Consider the following 22285-nt stretch of genomic DNA (forward strand, 5'->3'; position numbering starts at 1 on the left):
CCCGGTGCGGAGCCCCGGCAACGGTGCCGCACCCGACCCCCGCCGTACCGCCGAGCCACCTCCACCCCACACCGGAGGTGACTCGGCGGTAGGCTGACCAGGCCCGATCCGCATCCCCGAAGGGAACCGCCCCATGCCGCTCGAAGCCGGCCTCCTGGAGATCCTCGCCTGCCCCGCCTGCCACTCGCCCCTCGAGGACAAGTCGGCCGACGCGGAGACCCCCGAGCTGATCTGCACCGGAGGCCAGGACTGCGGTCTCGCCTACCCGGTCCGCGACGGCATCCCGGTACTCCTCGTCGACGAGGCACGCCGTCCCGCCTGAGCCTCCTACCGCCACCCCGCGCAAGAGCTGAGACTGGTTCCGTCACCTCATAGGTTCCGTCACCCGAACAGCCGGAGGCCGCCATGCTCGACGAGCCGCTCCTCGACGCACCTGACGATCTCGCCCGAGCCGACCGCCGCGGCCTGCTCCGCGGCGCCGCGGACGCCGGAGCCAGGGTCCGCACCGCAGCCCGGCACGCCGCCGAGGCCGGTCTCGGCGACCTGCGCCCCGACGGCCGCCCCCGCGCGGTCCTCATCGCCGGACCCGGCACCGCCGCGACCGGGGTCGCGGACCTCCTCGGAGCACTCGCCGGGGCCTCCGCGCCCGTCATCCGGCTGCACCCGACCGGCGTCGCGCACGCCGCCGGGGCGCTGCGCTGGACCCTGCCCGGCTGGGCCGGCCCCGTCGACCTGCTGCTCATCGCCACCACCGACGGAACCGAGCCCGGCCTCGCCGTCCTCGCCGAGCAGGCCTACCGGCGCGGCTCCACCGTCGTCGCCGTCGCCCCCGAACGCTCGCCCCTGAGCGAGGCGGTGGACGGCGCGCACGGACTCCTCGTACCGATGGCCAAAGCCCCGTACCAGGAGTACGACGAGTCCGCCGCGGCCGGCCCCGGCGCCCTGTGGGCGCTGCTGACCCCGCTGCTGGTGCTCCTCGACCGGGTCGGCCTGATCGCCGCCGCCCCGCACACCCTGCAACTCGTCGCCGACCGGCTCGACCGCACCGCCGAACGCTGCGGCCCCGCCATCGCCACCTACTCCAACCCGGCCAAGACCCTCGCCTCCGAGCTCGCCGACTCCCTCCCGCTCATCTGGAGCGAGGGCATCGGCGCCGGACCCGCCGGCCGGCGCTTCGCCGCCACCCTCGCAGAACTCGCCGGACGCCCCGCGCTCGCCGCCGACCTCCCCGAGGCCCTGCCGGCCCACGGAGTCCTGCTCGCCGGGGACTTCGCCGCGGGCGCCGACCCCGAAGACTTCTTCCGCGACCGAGTGGAAGAACCGCAGGCCCTCCGCGCACGCATCGTCCTGCTGCGCGACCGGCCCGCGGGCGGACTGACAGCCGCCCCTGCCGCACGAGAGCTCGCCCTCAGCCACGACACGGCCATCAGCGAGCTCGAACCGGAGGAGGGCACCGAGCTGGAACAGCTCGCCGAACTCCTCGCCGTCACGGATTTCGCCACCGCCTACCTGGCGCTGGCCTCCGGGGGACACAGCTGAGGCACACGATCCCGTGCCCGCACTACTGCAGGAAGACCAGCGATGGACCGCCTCACGAACACGATCCGCCCCTACGCCTGGGGATCGACCACCGCGATCCCCGGACTCACCGGAGCAGCGCCCACCGGTGAACCCCAGGCGGAGATGTGGATGGGTGCCCACCCCGGAGCCCCCTCCCGCATCGACCGCGGAGCAGGCGAGAGCGCCCTCTCGGACGTCATCGCGGCCGACCCCGAAGGCGAGCTCGGAGTCGCCGCCGTCGCCAAGTTCGGCCCCCGGCTCCCCTTCCTCCTCAAGATCCTCGCCGCCGGCGCCCCGCTCTCCCTCCAGGTCCACCCCGACCTGGCCCAGGCGAAGGCCGGATTCGCGGACGAGGAGCGCCGCGGCGTCCCGATCGACGCACCGCACCGCAACTACAAGGACGCCAACCACAAGCCCGAGCTGATCTGCGCGCTCACCCCCTTCGACGGCCTGTGCGGATTCCGCCGCCCGCTGGAGGCCGCCGAACTGCTCGAGGGCCTCGGCGTCAACTCCCTGAAGCCCTACGCCGATCTCCTGCGGGCCCATCCCGAGGAGGCGGCCCTGCGCGAGGTGCTCACCGCCGTACTGACCGCCGACCGCACCGAGATGGCCCGTACGGTCACCGAGGCCGCGACCGCCGCACAGCGGCTCGGGGGCCCGTACGCCCCGTACGCCGGACTCGTCCACGACTACCCCGGCGACCCCGGGGTCATCGCCGCGATGCTCCTCAACCACGTGCGGCTCCAGCCCGGCGAAGCCATGTTCCTCGGCGCCGGCATTCCGCACGCCTACATCGAGGGCCTCGGCGTCGAGCTCATGGCCAACTCCGACAACGTCCTGCGCTGCGGGCTCACGCCCAAGCACGTCGACGTCCCCGAGCTGCTGAAGGTCACCATCTTCGAGCCCGGCGACCCCGCGGTCCTGCGCCCCGAGGGCAACGGCGAGGAGGTCTACGAGACCCCCATCGACGAATTCCGGCTCTCCCGCTTCGTCCTGGCACCCGGCGGCGCCCCCCGCCCCGTCCCGGACGGCACCCCGCAGATCCTGCTGTGCACGGCCGGATCCCCGAAGGCGGATTCCACGAAGTCCGGCGAACTGACCCTGGCCCCCGGCGAATCGGTCTTCGTACCGGCCGGCGAAAAGGTCGAACTGTCCGGAACCGGCACCGTCTTCCGTGCCACCGTGGTGGTCTGACGTACCGTCCCTACCGGTGGCTGTGAGAATCTGCGGCCGTAGCGCGGCGCCCCGCACAGGGGCGCCGCACCGAGGAAGGGACACATCGCAACCATGAGCGCGTCGGGCGGTACCAAGGCGATCGTGGCGGCACTCGCCGCCAATCTGGCCATCGCCGTGGCCAAGTTCGTGGCCTTCGTCTTCAGCGGCTCGTCGTCGATGCTCGCGGAAAGCGTCCACTCGCTGGCGGACTCCGGAAACCAGGGCCTGCTCCTGCTGGGCGGCAAGAAGGCCCAGCGCGAGGCGACACCGCAACACCCCTTCGGATACGGGCGCGAGCGCTACATCTACGCCTTCCTCGTCTCCATCGTGCTGTTCACCGTCGGCGGCATGTTCGCCATCTACGAGGGCTACGCGAAGATCCAGGACCCGCACGAGATCGAGCACTGGTACTGGCCGATCGGCGTGCTCGTCTTCGCGATCCTCGCGGAGTCCTTCTCCTTCCGCACCGCCATCAAGGAGTCGAACGAGATCCGCGGGAACCTCTCGTGGGGCCAGTTCATCAAGCGCGCCAAGGCCCCCGAGCTCCCAGTGGTCCTCCTCGAGGACCTCGGCGCCCTCGTCGGCCTGGTCCTGGCCCTCGCGGGCGTCGGCATCGCCCTGGCGACCGGGGACGGGATCTGGGACGGCATCGGCACGCTCTGCATCGGCGTCCTGCTGATCGTCATCGCCATCGTCCTCGCCGCCGAGACCAAGTCCCTCCTGCTCGGCGAGGCCGCCGGCACCGAGGACGTCGAGAAGATCAAGGCCGCCGTGGTCGACGGCGACGTGGTGACCGGCGTCATCCACATGCGCACGCTGCACCTGGGCCCCGAGGAGCTGCTGGTCGCCGCGAAGATCGCGGTCCAGAGCGACGACACGGCGACCGAGGTGGCCAACGCCATCAACGCCGCCGAGGCCCGCATCCGCGAGGCGGTCCCGATCGCCCGCGTGATCTACCTGGAGCCGGACATCTTCAACGCCGAAGCCGCGGCGAAGGGCGCCAACCCGGCCAAGTCCCCGGGCGGCGACGGCCACTGACCCGCTCCGCGACGTGACGAGGCCCCCCGCGGCGGTGCGGGGGGCCTCGCCGTTTCCGGAGGCACCGGGTCAGTCGTTCGCCGCCGTCTCGTCGGACCAGGTCACGTGGGCGGGGCCGGCGCCCTGCGGGGCCTTCGCGGCCCGCCGCCGCGCCACCAGCGAGGCGATGCCGAGCCCCCCTCCGGCGAGGAAGACGGTCGCGCCCAGGGTGCCGAGCGCCGCGAGGACCAGCACGGTGACGGGAACATCGCCCATGGGCACTCCGCGCACGGCCGACACCGGCAGGGTGCCGTCCGTCCCGTCCTGGCTCGCCATCAGGGAGGAGTCGACGGAGTTGAGGCGGTGGTCGCCCATGACGAACACCCGGCCCTCGGGCACCGTGACGTCGAAGGGAACGAACGCCGGGACGGCCGGGTCCTTCAGGTACGGCTCGGTGAGGGGCTTCCCGTTGAGCGTCAGGGTGGCGTCCCCCTTGGCCCAGAAGACGTGGTCCCCGCCCAGCGCGACCACCCGCTTGAACACGTCCCCGCCGGTCCGCCACGAGTCCGGCGGCGTGACGAGGACGGGGTCCCCGTGGCGCAGCTCTTGTGGGGCGACCCGTCCGAACCAGACCTCGTCGCCCTTGGTGTAGGCCGGCTCCATCGACTGCGACGCGATGAGCTGATGGGAGTACTCGTCCGCGAAGCTGTACCGGACTCCCGTGCCCGCCCCGACGAACAGCCCCGCGCCGAGGACCATCAGCGATACCGCCCACATCCCCCTGCGCCGCCCCGGCCTGCGCTGATCCCGCCCCATGCCCGTTCCCCTTCGCCCAAAGTCCTGTCCGGTCGGCGAAGCGTACGCACAGCCGCCGGGCCCCGTACCACCGAGGTGGGGTACGGGGCCCGGCGGCTCGTGCGGAGGGGCCGCGCGGCTACCGGATCTCGCGCAGGACGTCCAGGACCGCGGGCTCGTCCGGCGCGGCCTGCAGCCGCTCCCGGAAGCCGGTGTCCATCAGCTTGCGCGACAGCAGCGCCAGGATCCGCAGGTGCTCGTCCCCGGCGGCGGCCTCCGGCACGGAGATCATGAAGACCAGCCGGGCCTTCGTCCCGTCCAGCGCACCCCACTCGATGCCCTCGTCGGACCGGGCGAAGCCCACCGTCGGGCGGGTCACCGCGTCCGTCTTGGCGTGCGGGATCGCGATGGACTCGCCGAGACCCGTCGTACCCTGCGCCTCCCGGGCGAGCGCGACCCGTACGAGCTCGTCCACGTCGCGGACGTTGCCGGTGGTGGCCAGCATCTCCGCCATCTCGCGGATCGCGGCCTCCTTGGAGTCCGAGGCCAGCTCCGTCTTCACGGTCCGCTCGGTGAGGTACCCGGACAGCACCTCCGCCGGACCGGCCGCCGAGACGGGGGCCGCGGCCGCGGCCTGCGTCCGTACGGCCGTCCCGGCGCCCGCACCGGCACCCGAACCGGCGCCGACACCGGCCCCGACACCGGCCCCGACCAGGACCGGCTCCGGCGAGAGCGCCGCCGGCGTGCCCGCCGTACCGTCCCGGCGCTGCTTGATCTCGATCAGCGCGTTGGTCGTCAGCGCCGTCACCACGGCGCCGGCCGCGATGGCCACGAAGAACATCGCGACACCGCTGATCGCACCGAACAGCGAGACGATCGGACCACCGTGCGGTACGGAGTCCTGGACCCCGGCCACACCGGCGATCGCACCGGCCACCGCGCCACCGAGCATGTTCGCCGGGATGACCTGGGCGGGCCTGGCGGCGGCGAAGGGGATCGCGCCTTCCGAGATGCCGAAGAAGCCCATGAACAGGGCCGCGAGGCCGGTTTCCTTCTCCTCGTCGCTGTAGAGCTTGCGGCGCAGGAGTGTGGCCAGACCCTGGCCGAGCGGCATGACGGGGATGGCGGCCGCGGCCATGCCCATGACGTGGTTGTTGGTGCCGATGAGGCCGACGGCGACGAGGAACGCGGTCTTGTTGACCGGACCGCCCATGTCGAAGGCGATCATCAGGCCGATCAGGGTGCCCAGCACGATCGCGCTGGAGCCGGTCATCCCGTTCAGCCAGCTGGTCAGGTGCGTGAAGACCCAGGAGATCGGACGGCCGATCACGTAGATGTAGAACAACCCCAGGGCCAGTGTCGACAGGATCGGGATCACGATGATCGGCATGATCGGCTGGATGACCTTGGGGACCTTGACCTTCTTGATCCACATGACCAGATAGCCCGCGAGGAAGCCCGTCACGATGGCGCCCAGGAAGCCGGCGTTCGCATCGGCCCCGTAGATGTGGACGGCGTCGGCGGCGAGGAAGCCGCCGATCATGCCGGGTACGAGCGCCGGCCGGTCACCCAGTGCGTAGGCGATGTAGCCGGAGAAGATCGGCAGCATCAGGCTGAAGCCGGTCACGCCGAGCTTGTTGACGTAGAACCAGAAGGTCCCGTCGGGAATGACCAGGCCGCCCTTGGCGTCCGCGTGCCCGCCGAGCGACAGGGATATGGCGAGCAGCAGACCGCCGACCACCACGAACGGGATCATGTGGGAGACGCCGTTCATCAGCGCCTTGTACGCCTGGCGGCGCTGGCGACCGCCACCGCCGCCGCTGCCCGGGGCCGCGGCGGTCCCGGCCTGCACCGGCGCGGTGCGCACGCGCTCGAAGAGCTCCTCCGGCTTGTGGATGCCGTCCGCGACGCCCGTGGACAGCACGCGCTTTCCGGCGAACCGCTCCCGGTCGACCTCCTTGTCGGCCGCGATGATGACGCCGTCCGCCTCTCTGACATCGTTGTCAGAGAGCACGTTCTCGGCCCCGATGGAGCCCTGCGTCTCCACCTTCATCGAGATGCCGAGGCGGTCGGCGGCCTGCTGGAGCTTCTCCGCGGCCATGTAGGTGTGCGCGATGCCCGTGGGACACGCGGTGACGGCGACCAACTTCACGGGCTTGCGCCCGCTCGCGTCCCCACTGCCGGGAGGGCCTACCGGACTGGTCACTGGAATCTCCTCACGCCACATGCCTTGGTCCTGCGGGATCGCGCGTACAACCCGACCCACCGGCATCCTTCCGCATGTAGGGGGTGCATCAAAAGTCCGAAAGGCCCCGGATTCAGCGCCAGAGGCCCCGAACCCCGGCCACGACTTGCCCCTCGGTCACCTGGGCCCCGCTCCGCCGATCGGTGTAGATTCGTCATCAGTGTCAGGCGTCGCTGCTGATGGCGGTCGGGCGGTCCACGGACCGGCCGAGGGGAGAGAGGACCCCCGACGGACTGAGCGCCAAGCACGCCGTCCCACGGACGGTGCGCGGCTCAGCCGTACCCACCTCTCTACGCACGAGGAGCAGCACCACATGACTGCCGCATTCACCGACTTCAAGGTCGCGGACCTCTCCCTGGCCGTGTTCGGCCGCAAGGAGATCACCCTCGCCGAGCACGAGATGCCGGGCCTGATGTCGATCCGCCGGGAGTACGCGGCCACCCAGCCGCTGGCCGGCGCCCGTATCACCGGTTCCCTGCACATGACGGTGCAGACGGCCGTCCTCATCGAGACCCTCGTGGCTCTGGGTGCCGATGTCCGCTGGGCGTCCTGCAACATCTTCTCCACCCAGGACCACGCGGCCGCCGCCATCGCGGTGGGCCCGAACGGCACCGTGGACAACCCGCAGGGCGTCCCGGTCTTCGCCTGGAAGGGCGAGACGCTGGAGGAGTACTGGTGGTGCACGGAGCAGGCGCTGACCTGGCCCAACACCCCCACCGGCGGCCCGAACATGATCCTGGACGACGGTGGTGACGCCACCCTCCTCGTCCACAAGGGCGTCGAGTTCGAGAAGGTCGGCGCCGCCCCGGACCCGTCCACGGCGGACTCCGAGGAGTACGGCCACATCCTGACCCTCCTCAACCGCACCCTGGGCGAGGCCCCGCAGAAGTGGACGCAGCTGGCGTCCGAGATCCGCGGTGTCACCGAGGAGACCACGACCGGCGTCCACCGCCTCTACGAGATGATGGCCGAGGGCACCCTGCTCTTCCCGGCGATCAACGTGAACGACGCCGTCACGAAGTCGAAGTTCGACAACAAGTACGGCTGCCGCCACTCCCTGATCGACGGCATCAACCGTGCCACCGACGTCCTGATCGGTGGCAAGACGGCCGTCGTCTTCGGCTACGGCGACGTCGGCAAGGGCTGCGCCGAGTCCCTGCGCGGCCAGGGCGCGCGTGTGATCATCACGGAGATCGACCCGATCTGCGCCCTTCAGGCGGCCATGGACGGCTACCAGGTCGCGACGCTGGACGATGTGGTGGAGACCGCGGACATCTTCATCACGACCACGGGCAACAAGGACATCATCATGGCCGGGGACATGGCCAGGATGAAGCACCAGGCGATCGTGGGGAACATCGGTCACTTCGACAACGAGATCGACATGGCCGGTCTCGCGAAGATCGAGGGCATCGTCAAGGACGAGGTCAAGCCGCAGGTCCACACCTGGAAGTTCCCCGACGGCAAGGTCCTCATCGTCCTGTCCGAGGGCCGCCTGCTGAACCTGGGCAACGCGACCGGTCACCCGTCCTTCGTGATGTCGAACTCCTTCGCGGACCAGACCCTGGCCCAGATCGAGCTCTTCACCAAGCCGGCCGAATACCCCACCGGTGTCTACGTGCTGCCCAAGCACCTCGACGAGAAGGTGGCCCGCCTCCACCTCGCCGCCCTCGGCGTCAAGCTCACCACCCTGCGCCCCGAGCAGGCCGCCTACATCGGCGTCAAGGTCGAGGGCCCGTACAAGCCGGACCACTACCGCTACTGATCCCCACGGATCCGCAGCACCCACGAGCACCAGGAACAACCACGCGTCAGGCCCCCGGCATCCGTGCCGGGGGCCTGCCCCGTACCCGCCCGAAACCCAGGAAGACGCCCCCATGCCCCGCGGCCGCTACTCGCTCCACGACCCGCACGACCACACCCCGCTCGGCGAGGAGCACTTCCACTGCGCCCCGGGCCCCTCCGGCTGGCGCTACGTCTCCCAGCTCACCGCCCCCGACGGCGGGCACCGCGGCTCCGTCGACCTGGCCGTCGACGAACTGGGCCGCCCCATCCGCCTCGAGGCCAACGCCTCCAGCTGGCAGGTCCGCGGCGCCGCCATCGACGGCGTCACCTGGGTCCGCACCGACCCCACCGGAGCCGAGGCCACCGAGGGCAACGTCCGCGGCGCCGCCGGCTTCACCGGCAGCTCCCCGGCCTTCCTCGTCGCCACGGCCCGCCTGCTCCGCCTCACCCCCGGAGCCCCCGCCACCCGCGTCCGCCTCGTCGCCCTGACCGACCCCGTCCTGGCGGCCCGTACGGTCGACCAGGCCTGGTCCCTCCTGCGCCGCGCCGAGCACCCCACCGACAGCGGCCCGCTCCTCGTCGACGAGTACCGGGTCAGCGCCCTGGACACCGGCGAGGTCCACACGGTCCACATCGCCGGCGACGTGGTCCTCTCGGCCCCCGGCATCGAACTGGAACACCTGGAAACCCCGCCGTCCGCCTTCCCCGAGACGACTCCGGCCGTCTAGGCGGGCGGAGCGAACCCGGTCGCCCGCGGCGGCGGCCCCGGTTCGGATACGGGTACGGGTACGGGTGCCACCTGCGCGGGCGCCACCGGCGCGACCGGAACCACGCTTGCCGCGACGGGTCCCACGGTCGGCATCACCACGGGCACGGGCTGCTGCCCGTACGGCACGGGCTGCCCGTACGGCACGGGCAGCCCGTACGGGACGGGGAAGGCCCCCGGAGCCGGCCGCCGGAAGGCCCGCGCCGCATCCCGCGACTGCCGCTCGTGCACCACCGCCATCAGGAACGCGGCGGCCGGCACCCCGACCGGCGGCGGGGTCCCTGTACGCGCCACCAGATCGTCCGCGAGCCGCACCGCCATGGCGGCGCCCACCTGCGGATCCAGCTGGTTCATCCGCGTCAGGTACTGCCGGATCGCCAGCCACAGCCCGTCCGGCACCGCCGACAGGTCCAGCCCCCCGAACCGCCCGGCCAGCCACGGCGGTGGCGGTGGAACCGGCATCACCCGCGCCCCCGGCACCCGTTCCCGGATGACCAGGGTCCCCGCGAACACGTCCCCGAGGCGCCGCCCCCGCTCCGAGAACAGCGAGGCGATGCACGCCACGGACCCGAAGGTCATCAGCAGCTCGAAGACCCCGAACGCCCCGCGCACCAGCGCGTGCCGGAACCGGATCGGCCCGCCGTCGTCACGCACCACGCGCAGTCCGCACGCGAGCTTGCCCAGCGACCGTCCGTGGCTCAGCGTCTCCACCGCGATCGGCACGCCGACCAGGACGAGGACGAACGAGGTCACCGACACGGCAGCCTGCGCCGCCCCGTCCATCGAGGCGGTGGCGAGGACCAGCCCCATGGAGACGGCCAGATAGCCGGCGACGTACACGACCAGGTCGAGCAGGATCGCCAGCGCCCGGCTCGGCAGCCTCGCCGGCCGCAGCCCCAGGACGACCGCGTCCCCCGTCACCAGATCGCTCACCGACGCACACACCCTTCACGTGACCTGCCCCGCCCCTTTGGCACCCAGTCTGCCAAGCTGACGAAGGAAGCAGTAGGACAATCAGGGGCCGGCCGGGGACGGACCGGGGTCCGACCAGGGGCCGGCCATCAGAGGGACCAGGGGCAGGGGAGCGCCAACCACATGGATCTCGACGTCTTCGTTGCAGCCCACCAGGCGGAATGGGCCCGCCTGGAACAGCTCCTGGGCCGCGGCCGCCGCCTGACGGGGGCCGAGGCCGACGAGCTCGTCGCGCTGTACCAGCGCACCTCCACCCACCTCTCCCTGATCCAGTCCAGCACCCCGGACCCGATGCTCACGGGCCGCCTGACCCAGCTCGTCGCCCGCGCCCGCGCCACGGTGACGGGCACCCGCAAGGGCGGCTGGCGCGACGCGGCCCGCTTCTTCACGTCCACCTTCCCCGCGGCCGTCTACCTCAGCCGGCGCTGGTGGATACCCACGGCGCTCATCTCCACCGCGGCCGGCGTGCTCGTCGGCTGGTGGATAGCCACCCACCCGGAGATCCAGGGCGCCATCGGCGCACCGGAGGACCTGAAGGCGATGACGAAGCCGGGCGGCGAGTACGAGACGTACTACTCCAGCCACCCCGCGGCCTCCTTCGCGGCCCAGGTCTGGACGAACAACGCCCAGGCCGCCGCGATCTGCCTGGTCCTGGGCGGCTTCCTGGGCCTGCCGGTGCTGTACATCCTGTGGCAGAACATGCTGAACCTCGGAGTCGGCATCGGCCTCATGTCCTCGGCCGACCGCCTCGACGTCTTCCTCGGCCTGATCCTCCCGCACGGCCTGCTCGAACTGACGGCCGTCTTCGTCGCCGCCGGTACCGGCCTGCGCCTGGGCTGGACGGTCATCGACCCCGGCCACCGCACCCGCCGCACCGCACTGGCCGAACAGGGCCGCGCCGCCCTCGGCATGGCGATGGGCCTGGCGGTGGTGCTCTTCGTCTCGGGCCTGATCGAAGGCTTCGTCACTCCCTCCGGCCTCCCCACCTGGGCCCGCATCACCATCGGCGTCGCAGCCGAGGCGGCCTTCCTCCTCTACGTCTACGCCCTGGGCGGCCGAGCGGCCCGAGCCGGCGACGTGGGCGACGTGGAGCTCGCCGACCAGACGGCGACGCTCCCCACGGCAGCCTGATGTGCGTACAGGCCTGCTGAGCTGCTAGTCTCCTCGTCGTCCCGCAAACACCGTTGACACGGAAGCTGCGGGGAGGTAGATTCGAACGGTTGCCTCGAACTGGACAAGTTCGGCAGCGATGGTTTAAAGTCTTTCTCGCCCCCAGGAATTGAATTCCAAGTGGGCACACTCGACTCTTCATTCAGGAAACTGAAGCCGGGAAATCCGGTGGAAAACTTCTGATAGAGTCGGACTCGCCGGAAAGGGAAAACGCGAAAGCGAATGACCTGGAAGGCGGAAAACAAGCGAGACTGACTCTGATAGAGTCGGAAACGTAAGAACGAAGGAAGCGCCCGGAGGAAAACCCGCGAGGGTGAGTACAAAGGAAGCGTCCGTTCCTTGAGAACTCAACAGCGTGCCAAAAATCAACGCCAAAAGTTGATACCCCGTCCATTTCGGTGGATGAGGTTCCTTTGAAAAAGACCTGTGAGGTCGCGGCTTCGGCTGTGATGCTTGCAGGCAATTACACAGCGAGGACGCAGTGGACGGTCGGTCTTATTCCGACATGACTGTCCCGCTCTAAGTGCGTGTGCACCGGGCAGCTTTTAATTAAGCACAGCCGGGTAAACATTCATGGAGAGTTTGATCCTGGCTCAGGACGAACGCTGGCGGCGTGCTTAACACATGCAAGTCGAACGATGAAGCCCTTCGGGGTGGATTAGTGGCGAACGGGTGAGTAACACGTGGGCAATCTGCCCTTCACTCTGGGACAAGCCCTGGAAACGGGGTCTAATACCGGATAACACTCCTGCCTGCATGGGCGGGGGTTAAAAGCTCCGGCGGTGAAGGATGAGCCCGCGGCCTATCAGCTTGTTGGTGGGGTAATGGCCCACCAAGGCGACGACGGGTAGCCGGCCTGAGAGGGCGACCGGCCACACTGGGACTGAGACACGGCCCAGACTCCTACGGGAGGCAGCAGTGGGGAATATTGCACAATGGGCGAAAGCCTGATGCAGCGACGCCGCGTGAGGGATGACGGCCTTCGGGTTGTAAACCTCTTTCAGCAGGGAAGAAGCGAAAGTGACGGTACCTGCAGAAGAAGCGCCGGCTAACTACGTGCCAGCAGCCGCGGTAATACGTAGGGCGCAAGCGTTGTCCGGAATTATTGGGCGTAAAGAGCTCGTAGGCGGCTTGTCACGTCGGATGTGAAAGCCCGAGGCTTAACCTCGGGTCTGCATTCGATACGGGCTAGCTAGAGTGTGGTAGGGGAGATCGGAATTCCTGGTGTAGCGGTGAAATGCGCAGATATCAGGAGGAACACCGGTGGCGAAGGCGGATCTCTGGGCCATTACTGACGCTGAGGAGCGAAAGCGTGGGGAGCGAACAGGATTAGATACCCTGGTAGTCCACGCCGTAAACGTTGGGAACTAGGTGTTGGCGACATTCCACGTCGTCGGTGCCGCAGCTAACGCATTAAGTTCCCCGCCTGGGGAGTACGGCCGCAAGGCTAAAACTCAAAGGAATTGACGGGGGCCCGCACAAGCAGCGGAGCATGTGGCTTAATTCGACGCAACGCGAAGAACCTTACCAAGGCTTGACATATACCGGAAAGCATTAGAGATAGTGCCCCCCTTGTGGTCGGTATACAGGTGGTGCATGGCTGTCGTCAGCTCGTGTCGTGAGATGTTGGGTTAAGTCCCGCAACGAGCGCAACCCTTGTCCTGTGTTGCCAGCATGCCCTTCGGGGTGATGGGGACTCACAGGAGACCGCCGGGGTCAACTCGGAGGAAGGTGGGGACGACGTCAAGTCATCATGCCCCTTATGTCTTGGGCTGCACACGTGCTACAATGGCCGGTACAATGAGCTGCGATACCGTGAGGTGGAGCGAATCTCAAAAAGCCGGTCTCAGTTCGGATTGGGGTCTGCAACTCGACCCCATGAAGTCGGAGTTGCTAGTAATCGCAGATCAGCATTGCTGCGGTGAATACGTTCCCGGGCCTTGTACACACCGCCCGTCACGTCACGAAAGTCGGTAACACCCGAAGCCGGTGGCCCAACCCGTAAGGGAGGGAGCTGTCGAAGGTGGGACTGGCGATTGGGACGAAGTCGTAACAAGGTAGCCGTACCGGAAGGTGCGGCTGGATCACCTCCTTTCTAAGGAGCACAGTACCGATTGCAGACGAATGTTCTGCACGGTCAGCTCATGGGTGGAACGTTGATTAGTTGGCACGGTTTCCTTGATGGATCACGAGTACTGCTTCGGCGTGGAAAGTGACTCACTGATGGGGGATCGTGCTTGGCACGTTGTTGGGTATCTGAGGGTACGGCCGTAAGGTCATGCCTTCTGTGATGCCGGCCCCAGTGAACTTCATCTTCGGATGGGGGTGATGGGTGGCTGGTCGTTGCTTGAGAACTACACAGTGGACGCGAGCATCTGTAGGCCAAGTTTTTAAGGGCGCACGGTGGATGCCTTGGCACCAGGAACCGATGAAGGACGTGAGAGGCCGCGATAGGCCCCGGGGAGCTGCCAACTGAGCTTTGATCCGGGGGTGTCCGAATGGGGAAACCCGGCAGTCGTCATGGGCTGTCACCCACTGCTGAACACATAGGCAGTGTGGAGGGAACGCGGGGAAGTGAAACATCTCAGTACCCGCAGGAAGAGAAAACAACCGTGATTCCGGGAGTAGTGGCGAGCGAAACCGGATGAGGCCAAACCGTATGCGTGTGATACCCGGCAGGGGTTGCGCATGCGGGGTTGTGGGAATTCTTTTGATCGGTCTGCCGGCCGGTCGGCGAGTCAGAAACCGTTGATGTAGTCGAAGGACATGCGAAAGGTCCGGCGTAGAGGGTAAGACCCCCGTAGACGAAACATCAGCGGCTTGCTTAAGAATCTCCCAAGTAGCACGGGGCCCGAGAAATCCCGTGTGAATCTGGCGGGACCACCCGCTAAGCCTAAATATTCCCTGGTGACCGATAGCGGATAGTACCGTGAGGGAATGGTGAAAAGTACCGCGGGAGCGGAGTGAAATAGTACCTGAAACCGTGTGCCTACAAGCCGTGGGAGCGTCGCGCATTGAGTTTACTCAATGCGTCGTGACTGCGTGCCTTTTGAAGAATGAGCCTGCGAGTTAGCGGTGTGTAGCGAGGTTAACCCGTGTGGGGAAGCCGTAGCGAAAGCGAGTCCGAATAGGGCGATTGAGTTGCACGCTCTAGACCCGAAGCGGAGTGATCTAGCCATGGGCAGGTTGAAGCGGAGGTAAGACTTCGTGGAGGACCGAACCCACCAGGGTTGAAAACCTGGGGGATGACCTGTGGTTAGGGGTGAAAGGCCAATCAAACTCCGTGATAGCTGGTTCTCCCCGAAATGCATTTAGGTGCAGCGTCACGTGTTTCTTGCCGGAGGTAGAGCACTGGATAGGCGATGGGCCCTACCGGGTTACTGACCTTAGCCAAACTCCGAATGCCGGTAAGTGAGAGCGTGGCAGTGAGACTGTGGGGGATAAGCTCCATGGTCGAGAGGGAAACAGCCCAGAGCATCGACTAAGGCCCCTAAGCGTACGCTAAGTGGGAAAGGATGTGGAGTCGCAGAGACAACCAGGAGGTTGGCTTAGAAGCAGCCACCCTTGAAAGAGTGCGTAATAGCTCACTGGTCAAGTGATTCCGCGCCGACAATGTAGCGGGGCTCAAGCGTACCGCCGAAGTCGTGTCATTGCAGCTATAGGGCCAACGCCCGCTGTGATGGGTAGGGGAGCGTCGTGTGCCGGGTGAAGCAGCAGCGGAAGCTAGTTGTGGACGGTTCACGAGTGAGAATGCAGGCATGAGTAGCGATACACACGTGAGAAACGTGTGCGCCGATTGACTAAGGGTTCCTGGGTCAAGCTGATCTGCCCAGGGTAAGTCGGGACCTAAGGCGAGGCCGACAGGCGTAGTCGATGGACAACCGGTTGATATTCCGGTACCCGCTTTGAAACGCCCAATATCGAATCAGGCGATGCTAAGCCCGTGAAGCCGTTCCGGACCCTTCGGGGAATGGAAAGTGGTGGAGCCGGCGGACCAGACTTGTAGTAGGTAAGCGATGGGGTGACGCAGGAAGGTAGTCCAGCCCGGGCGGTGGTAGTCCCGGGGTAAGGGTGTAGGCCGAGGGGTAGGCAAATCCGTCCCTCATATAAGGCTGAGACCTGATGCCGAGCCGATTGTGGTGAAGTGGATGATCCTATGCTGTCGAGAAAAGCCTCTAGCGAGTTTCATGGCGGCCCGTACCCTAAACCGACTCAGGTGGTCAGGTAGAGAATACCGAGGCGTTCGGGTGAACTATGGTTAAGGAACTCGGCAAAATGCCCCCGTAACTTCGGGAGAAGGGGGCCATCACTGGTGATCGGATTTACTCCGTGAGCTGGGGGTGGCCGCAGAGACCAGCGAGAAGCGACTGTTTACTAAAAACACAGGTCCGTGCGAAGCCGTAAGGCGATGTATACGGACTGACGCCTGCCCGGTGCTGGAACGTTAAGGGGACCGGTTAGTCACATTTCGGTGTGGCGAAGCTGAGAACTTAAGCGCCAGTAAACGGCGGTGGTAACTATAACCATCCTAAGGTAGCGAAATTCCTTGTCGGGTAAGTTCCGACCTGCACGAATGGCGTAACGACTTCTCGACTGTCTCAACCATAGGCCCGGTGAAATTGCACTACGAGTAAAGATGCTCGTTTCGCGCAGCAGGACGGAAAGACCCCGGGACCTTTACTATAGTTTGATATTGGTGTTCGGTTCGGCTTGTGTAGGATAGGTGGGAGACTTTGAAACCCCAACGCCAGTTGGGGTGGAGTCGTCGTTGAAATACCACTCTGGTCGTGCTGGATGTCTAACCTCGGTCCGTGATCCGGATCAGGGACAGTGTCTGATGGGTAGTTTAACTGGGGCGGTTGCCTCCCAAAAAGTAACGGAGGCGCCCAAAGGTTCCCTCAGCCTGGTTGGCAATCAGGTGTTGAGTGTAAGTGCACAAGGGAGCTTGACTGTGAGACCGACGGGTCGAGCAGGGACGAAAGTCGGGACTAGTGATCCGGCGGTGGCTTGTGGAAGCGCCGTCGCTCAACGGATAAAAGGTACCCCGGGGATAACAGGCTGATCTTCCCCAAGAGTCCATATCGACGGGATGGTTTGGCACCTCGATGTCGGCTCGTCGCATCCTGGGGCTGGAGTCGGTCCCAAGGGTTGGGCTGTTCGCCCATTAAAGCGGTACGCGAGCTGGGTTTAGAACGTCGTGAGACAGTTCGGTCCCTATCCGCTGTGCGCGTAGGAATATTGAGAAGGGCTGTCCCTAGTACGAGAGGACCGGGACGGACGAACCTCTGGTGTGCCAGTTGTCCTGCCAAGGGCATGGCTGGTTGGCTACGTTCGGGAGGGATAACCGCTGAAAGCATCTAAGCGGGAAGCCTGCTTCAAGATGAGTATTCCCACCTCCTTGAGAGGGTAAGGCTCCCAGTAGACGACTGGGTTGATAGGCCAGATGTGGAAGCCCGGTAACGGGTGGAGCTGACTGGTACTAATAGGCCGAGGGCTTGTCCTCAGTTGCTCGCGTCCACTGTGTTAGTTCTGAAGTAACGAACTGTGTCATATCCGGTTGGTTAACTTCATAGTGTTTCGGTGGTCATAGCGTTAGGGAAACGCCCGGTTTACATTCCGAACCCGGAAGCTAAGCCTTTCAGCGCCGATGGTACTGCAGGGGGGACCCTGTGGGAGAGTAGGACGCCGCCGAACAATTATTGTGGGGAAGCCCCGCACCAGCCCTTATGGGTTCGGTGCGGGGCTTTTCTGCGTTTACAGACCTGTTCTGGGACCAGTATGTGTGGATTCAGTCGGGGCCTACCAGTCGGCGGGGTAGCTTTTGAGGCTGCTCGTCTCGAGCGTCCAGCGGCCGGCGGGGACGGTGTCCCCGAAGGAGTAGGGAACTGTCTTGCGGTAGCGGATGCCGTCGGGACCTTCCGAGGGGTCACTGTGCACTGTGGCGGTCCTCTTGTCCTTGCGGGGGTCCACCACGACGTAGAGCGGGACCCCCATCTTCGGATAGTCGTGAAGTTTGTCGCGGATGTCGGTGAGGGAGTTCGTGCGTGAGACGACCTCGACCACCATCAGGACATCGCGGGAGTTCACGACCTTCGCTGTGTCGTCGGTGTCTTCCTCGGCGATGACCATGAGGTCGGGGACCTTGGTCAGGCCGGTCACCGGATCGCCCATGTTCGTGTCGTTGAGGGCCATGACCTCGGGTGTCTGGGCCTCGATCTGTCGGCGCAGCCGCACCACGTTCAGCCCGTGCGGAGCCGTGGGACTCATCATCGTGAGGGAGATCTGACCGTCGGTGGTCTGCACCTTCCACTGGTCTTCCTGGTGTTCGGCCAGCTCCGAGAGCTGCTCCGCGAAGTCGTGCATGCGACGCATCTGCTCGGGAGTGAGGTCGGCCATGGTGTCCTCCTGGTGGGTGCGCCACCCAGCGTATCCAGGTTGGGACGGATGGGCCGTACTACAGCCGGCCGGCGGCCTTGAGGGACAGGTAGGCGTCGGCCAGGGCCGGGGCCAGGGTTTCGGGGGTGGCGTCGACCACGTGGACGCCGTGGCGGGTGAGCTGGTCGGCGGTGCGGCGGCGGGCGGACTGGGACTGGGTGCCGGCGGCGGCTTCGTAGACGGCTTCGAGGGTGCCGCGGGACTTCGTCATCTCCGCGATGTGGGGGTCCGCGACCGAGGCCAGCAGGACCGTGTGCCGCTGGGTGAGGCGGGGGAGGAGCGGGAGCAGGCCCTCCTCGATCGGGGCCGCGTCGAGACTGGTCAGGAGTACCACCAGGGAGCGGCGCGGGGCGCTGCGCAGGATGGTGGAGACCAGGGTGCGGGAGTCGGTTTCGACGAGCTCCGGCTCCAGGGTGGCCATCGCGTTGACGAAGGCCGGGAGGGTGTCGGCGGCCGTGCGGGCCTGGACCTGGGCGCGGGGGCGGCGGTCGTGGGCCAGGAGGTCCACGCGGTCACCGGCGCGGGTGGCCAGGGCCGTCAGGAGCAGGGCGGCGTCCATCGCGGCGTCCAGGCGCGGGGCGTCGCCGACGCGGCCCGCCGAAGTACGGCCCGTGTCCAGGCAGATGAGGATGTGGCGGTCGCGTTCCGGGCGCCAGGTGCGGACGGCGACCTTGTTCTGACGGGCGGTGGCCCGCCAGTCGATGGAACGGGTGTCGTCGCCGGGCACGTAGTCGCGCAGGCTGTCGAACTCCGTTCCCTCACCGCGCGTCAGGAGGCTGGTGCGGCCGTCGAGTTCGCGCAGTCGGGCCAGGCGGGAGGGGAGGTGCTTGCGGCTGGCGAAGGGCGGGAGCACGCGGACCGTCCACGGGACGGTGTGGTGGCCCTGCCGGGCCAGCAGTCCGAGCGGGCCGTACGAGCGGATCGTGACGCGGGCCGCCCGGCGGTCGCCGCGGCGGGTGGGCCGCAGGCGGGTGGCGAGGCGGCGGCGTTCGCCGGCCGGAACGGTCAACGCGTGCCGGGAGGCGTCGAATTCGGTGCCGGGGACCCAGCTGCTGGGGGGCCAGGCGTCGCGGATCCGGGCGCGCAGGGTGCGGGTGGAGGTGTTGGTGACGGTCAGGTGCACGTCGGCGGATTCGCCCAGCCGCACCGAGGTGTCGCCGGAGCGGGCCAGTTGGAGCGTGCGGACCGGCGCCGCGAGGGCGTAGTCGACCGCGCAGGCCAGGGCGATGGGGCCGTTGACCGCGAGCATCCCGGTCCAGCTCGGTTCGAGGATGCCGACGGGGACGGAGCCGAGGGCCGCGAGGAGGGCGGCGCGTCCGGTGAACCCCATCAGCGCGGGACGGGGACGTGGGTGAGGATCGCGGTGATGACCGCGTCGGCCGTGACGCCCTCCATCTCGGCCTCGGGCCGCAGCTGGACGCGGTGGCGCAGGGTCGGCAGGGCGAGGGCCTTCACGTCGTCGGGGGTGACGTAGTCGCGGCCGGTGAGCCAGGCCCAGGCGCGGGCGGTGGCCAGCAGGGCGGTGGCGCCGCGGGGGGAGACGCCCAGGGTGAGGGAGGGGGACTCGCGGGTGGCGCGGCAGATGTCGACGACGTACGCGGTGATCTCCGGGGAGACGGCGGTGGCCTCGACGGCCTTGCGGGCGGCTTCGAGTTCGGCGGGGCCGGCGACCGGGCGGATCCCGGCGGAGTGCAGGTCGCGCGGGTTGAAGCCGGCCGCGTGGCGGGTGAGTACGCCGATCTCGTCCTCGCGGGAGGGGAGGGGGACGGTGAGCTTCAGGAGGAAGCGGTCGAGCTGGGCCTCGGGCAGGGGGTACGTGCCCTCGTACTCGACCGGGTTCATGGTGGCGGCGACGAGGAACGGCTCCGGCAGCTTGCGGGGGGTGCCGTCGACGGTGACCTGGCGCTCCTCCATCGCTTCGAGGAGGGAGGACTGGGTCTTGGGAGGCGTGCGGTTGATCTCGTCGGCGAGGAGGAGGTTGGTGAAGACCGGGCCGTTCTGGAACGAGAATTCGGCGGTGCGGGCGTCGTAGACGAGGGAGCCGGTGACGTCGCTCGGCATCAGGTCCGGGGTGAACTGGACGCGCTTGGTGTCGAGTTCGAGGGAGGCGGCGAGGGCCCGCACGAGGAGGGTCTTCGCGACGCCGGGGACGCCTTCGAGGAGGACGTGGCCGCGGCACAGGAGGGCTACGACGAGACCGGTGACGGCGGAGTCCTGGCCGACCACGGCCTTTCCGATCTCGGTGCGGAGCGCTTCCAGGGCGGAGCGGGCGCTGTCCGTGGTGGCCGTCATGAGGTGCGGACCTCTCTTTCGAGGGCGTCGAGTTGGTCGGCGAGCGCGACGAGCGCCGCGTCGGTGGCGGGGGTGGTGCCGAAGAGCAGGGTGGCCGGGTCATGTCCCGGGCCGGGGGCGGTGCCCGGGTCGGCGCTCCGGCGGGCGGAGACCGCGGGGACCAGGGCGGCCGGGTCGTGGGCCTGCGAGGGCGGTACGCCGACCAGTGCGGCCAGGCGTTCGCGGGCGGCGGTGCGCAGCACGGTGGCGGCGCGGTCGCGGGCGCCGGCCCTGACGTACAGGCGGGCGCGGCCCTCGGTGGCTTCGGAGGCGCGGATGAGGACGGGCAGGCGTTCGGTGACGAGCGGGCCGAGGCGGCGGGCGCGCCAGAGGGCGGCGACGGCGGCGGCGAGGAAGAGCTGGAGCAGGGCCCAGCTCCAGCCGGCGGGGATCAGCTCGAGGAAGTCCTGCTGCCGGCTGTCGGTGGCCTCGTCGGGGTTGCTGTCGGCGGGGGACGGCAGGTACCAGACGAGGTGGGGGCGGGAGCCGAGGAGCTGAAGCGCGAGGGAGGCGTTGCCTTCCTTGGCGAGGCTCTTGTTGAGCAGGACGGTCTCGGAGCCGAGGAGGACGGTGTCGCCGCCGGGGGTGCCGGTGGGCAGGACGAGGAGGGTGGGGTGACCGGCGGAGGGGTAACAGCCGCCGGCTCCGGGGGTGTTGGTGGTGTAGCGGTAGCCGCCGCCGGTGGCCGCGCGGCCGGCGGTCTTCGCGGCGGGCAGGGTGCAGGTGGGGCCCGGGTCCAGGGGGGTGTCCGGGGTGGTGCTGCCGTGGGTGCGGGTGCCGGGGGCCAGGGCGGGCAGGCTCAGGACGCTCGGGGCGAGCAGGACGGTGCGGCCGCCGGACAGGTCGATGGCGGAGCGGATCGAGCGCAGCCGGGTTTCGTCGAGCCGGTCGGGGTCGGTGACCAGCAGGGTCGTGTCGGGACCGGCGGCGTCGGCGGCTTCCTCGGCGGTGGTGACGACGCGGGTGGCGACCCCGCGGGCCTTGAGGAGTTCGGCGACGGCCTGACTGCCGAAGGGGTCGGCGGAGCGGGGGTCGAGGTAGCCGTGCCGGGCGCCGGAGTTCAGCGCGGCGAGCGCCAGCCCGGCGGCGAGGAGCACCGCGAGCGCGACGAGGAACCCCCGGGAGCGCGCCCAGAGGTCGCGGGCACGGACGCCGGTGCCGGTGCCTCCGGCGGTCGTACGGGGGCCGGCTGGTGTTCCCCCCGGGGTGGCGCCGAACTCGGAGGCCGTGCCCGTCTGCGGGGCCCCTCCGGCCGTCGTGCCGGGGCCGGGCGTGTCCGGGGTGGGTCCGGGGGTGGTGGGTTGGGGTGTGGGGACTCGGGGGTCCGGGGTGGGGGTGGTCATGGGGTGGGGCCCGTCAGGAGGGGCTTCGTGCGGGACAGGGCCTGGTCCAGGGTGCGCAGGGTGGCGTACATCGTCGCGTCGGCCGGGCGGGCGCCGTAGGTGACGTCGTCGAAGGTGCGGGCCGCCGCGCGGAGGTCCGCGGCGTGGGACGGGAGGGAGACGGCGGCCTCGGCGGCCGCCTCGTCCGCGGTGCGGCCGGGGCGGGGGTCGAGGAGGGTGCGCTCCTCCAGGGAGCGGACGACGGCGCGCATGCGCTCCTGGACGGCTTCGTTCCAGCGGCTGTCCGCGGCCAGTGCCTCGGCGGCCGCGCGGTGGTCGGCCGCACTGCGCACGCGGTCGTCGAAGAGGTGGCCCGCCGCGGTCGCGGCCCGGCGCGGGGTGCCCAGGCGCCACCACAGCGCGGCGACGACGAGGAGGACGAGGACGGCCACGGCGACCAGACCGGCCGTGCCGCCGGGAGTCGCGCCGGAGGCGTGCTCGAAGAGGCTCCCGATCCAGTCCCAGAAGCGGTCCATGGCACGCCGGAACAGGCCCGGGTCGTTCCGGTGGTACTCCGGCCTGGACAGCTCGTGCCGTGCCGCCTCGCGAGCGGCCTCACGTCCTGTCGTGACCGGTGGTGTTTCCGAGAGCAGGCCCCCCATGCCCCTCATC

The 22285-nt window shown here is 68.3% G+C and carries 15 protein-coding genes and 3 rRNA genes; 10 read left to right on the forward strand and 8 right to left on the reverse strand.

The window, feature by feature from the left end; translation table 11 throughout:
* Positions 1-133: 133 nt before the first annotated feature.
* The 4 genes from OG904_RS18330 (at position 134) to OG904_RS18345 (ending at position 3813) form a co-directional block, all read left to right on the forward strand.
* Positions 134-322, forward strand: coding sequence for a Trm112 family protein (locus OG904_RS18330; protein ID WP_274552984.1), 189 nt, complete (start codon positions 134-136; stop codon positions 320-322).
* A gap of 83 nt (positions 323-405) precedes the next feature.
* A complete protein-coding gene (locus OG904_RS18335; RefSeq protein WP_405492257.1) occupies positions 406-1539 on the forward strand; it encodes an SIS domain-containing protein in 1134 nt (377 codons plus the stop codon).
* A 42-nt stretch (positions 1540-1581) separates the two neighbouring features.
* Complete coding sequence (gene manA / locus OG904_RS18340; RefSeq protein WP_405492259.1) at positions 1582-2754, forward strand: mannose-6-phosphate isomerase, class I; 1173 nt, start codon at positions 1582-1584, stop codon at positions 2752-2754.
* A gap of 93 nt (positions 2755-2847) precedes the next feature.
* Positions 2848-3813 (forward strand): cation diffusion facilitator family transporter, encoded by a 966-nt coding sequence (locus OG904_RS18345; protein ID WP_405492261.1) that lies wholly within the window; start codon positions 2848-2850, stop codon positions 3811-3813.
* Between the two features lie 69 nt (positions 3814-3882).
* Here OG904_RS18345 and lepB read toward each other — a convergent pair whose 3' ends face one another.
* Together lepB and OG904_RS18355 are read right to left on the reverse strand one after the other, a co-directional pair.
* Positions 3883-4608 (reverse strand): signal peptidase I, encoded by a 726-nt coding sequence (lepB, locus tag OG904_RS18350; RefSeq protein WP_405492263.1) that lies wholly within the window; start codon positions 4606-4608, stop codon positions 3883-3885.
* A gap of 118 nt (positions 4609-4726) precedes the next feature.
* Positions 4727-6793 (reverse strand): fructose-specific PTS transporter subunit EIIC, encoded by a 2067-nt coding sequence (locus OG904_RS18355; protein WP_405492265.1) that lies wholly within the window; start codon positions 6791-6793, stop codon positions 4727-4729.
* Positions 6794-7145: 352 nt separating this feature from the next.
* On the opposite strand from OG904_RS18355, the gene ahcY reads away from it, so the two are divergent.
* Positions 7146-8597, forward strand: a complete 1452-nt coding sequence (ahcY, locus tag OG904_RS18360; protein WP_405492267.1) for an adenosylhomocysteinase — start codon at positions 7146-7148, stop codon at positions 8595-8597.
* A gap of 112 nt (positions 8598-8709) precedes the next feature.
* Positions 8710-9345 (forward strand): hypothetical protein, encoded by a 636-nt coding sequence (locus OG904_RS18365; protein ID WP_405492269.1) that lies wholly within the window; start codon positions 8710-8712, stop codon positions 9343-9345.
* Here the strand turns inward: OG904_RS18365 and OG904_RS18370 are convergent.
* Positions 9342-10316: an RDD family protein gene (locus OG904_RS18370; RefSeq protein WP_405492271.1), complete on the reverse strand. Its 975-nt coding sequence runs from the start codon at positions 10314-10316 to the stop codon at positions 9342-9344. The genes OG904_RS18365 and OG904_RS18370 overlap by 4 nt on opposite strands.
* Positions 10317-10478: 162 nt before the next feature.
* Here OG904_RS18370 and OG904_RS18375 point away from each other — a divergent pair, with 162 nt between their 5' ends.
* The 4 genes from OG904_RS18375 to rrf all read left to right on the forward strand — a co-directional run bounded on the left by OG904_RS18375 (position 10479) and on the right by rrf (position 17219).
* A complete protein-coding gene (locus OG904_RS18375) occupies positions 10479-11486 on the forward strand; it encodes a stage II sporulation protein M (protein WP_405492273.1) in 1008 nt (335 codons plus the stop codon).
* A 609-nt stretch (positions 11487-12095) separates the two neighbouring features.
* Positions 12096-13620 (forward strand): 16S ribosomal RNA (locus tag OG904_RS18380).
* A 285-nt stretch (positions 13621-13905) separates the two neighbouring features.
* Positions 13906-17028, forward strand: a 23S ribosomal RNA gene (locus OG904_RS18385).
* A gap of 73 nt (positions 17029-17101) precedes the next feature.
* Positions 17102-17219: ribosomal RNA gene (rrf, locus tag OG904_RS18390) — 5S ribosomal RNA — on the forward strand.
* The 16S, 23S and 5S rRNA genes sit together here, the layout of an rRNA operon.
* A gap of 105 nt (positions 17220-17324) precedes the next feature.
* Here rrf and OG904_RS18395 read toward each other — a convergent pair.
* From OG904_RS18395 to OG904_RS18415, 5 genes are read right to left on the reverse strand one after another with little or no spacing between them, the layout of a single operon-like run.
* On the reverse strand, positions 17325-17921 hold the full coding sequence (locus OG904_RS18395; protein ID WP_405492275.1) for a Uma2 family endonuclease: 597 nt from the start codon (positions 17919-17921) through the stop codon (positions 17325-17327).
* Positions 17922-17979: 58 nt separating this feature from the next.
* Positions 17980-19290 (reverse strand): DUF58 domain-containing protein, encoded by a 1311-nt coding sequence (locus OG904_RS18400; RefSeq protein ID WP_405492277.1) that lies wholly within the window; start codon positions 19288-19290, stop codon positions 17980-17982.
* On the reverse strand, positions 19290-20252 hold the full coding sequence (locus OG904_RS18405) for an AAA family ATPase (protein ID WP_405492279.1): 963 nt from the start codon (positions 20250-20252) through the stop codon (positions 19290-19292). The genes OG904_RS18400 and OG904_RS18405 overlap by 1 nt, the downstream gene beginning before the upstream one ends.
* A complete protein-coding gene (locus tag OG904_RS18410) occupies positions 20249-21634 on the reverse strand; it encodes a DUF4350 domain-containing protein (protein ID WP_405492281.1) in 1386 nt (461 codons plus the stop codon). Before OG904_RS18410 ends, OG904_RS18405 begins: the two co-directional genes overlap by 4 nt.
* Positions 21631-22275 carry a DUF4129 domain-containing protein gene (locus OG904_RS18415; RefSeq protein WP_405492283.1) on the reverse strand — a complete coding sequence of 215 codons (645 nt, stop codon included), beginning with the start codon at positions 22273-22275 and terminating at the stop codon, positions 21631-21633. The genes OG904_RS18410 and OG904_RS18415 overlap by 4 nt, the downstream gene beginning before the upstream one ends.
* Positions 22276-22285: the final 10 nt, after the last annotated feature.

The organism is Streptomyces sp. NBC_00096 (genome assembly GCF_045041305.1).
GTDB lineage: Bacteria > Actinomycetota > Actinomycetes > Streptomycetales > Streptomycetaceae > Streptomyces.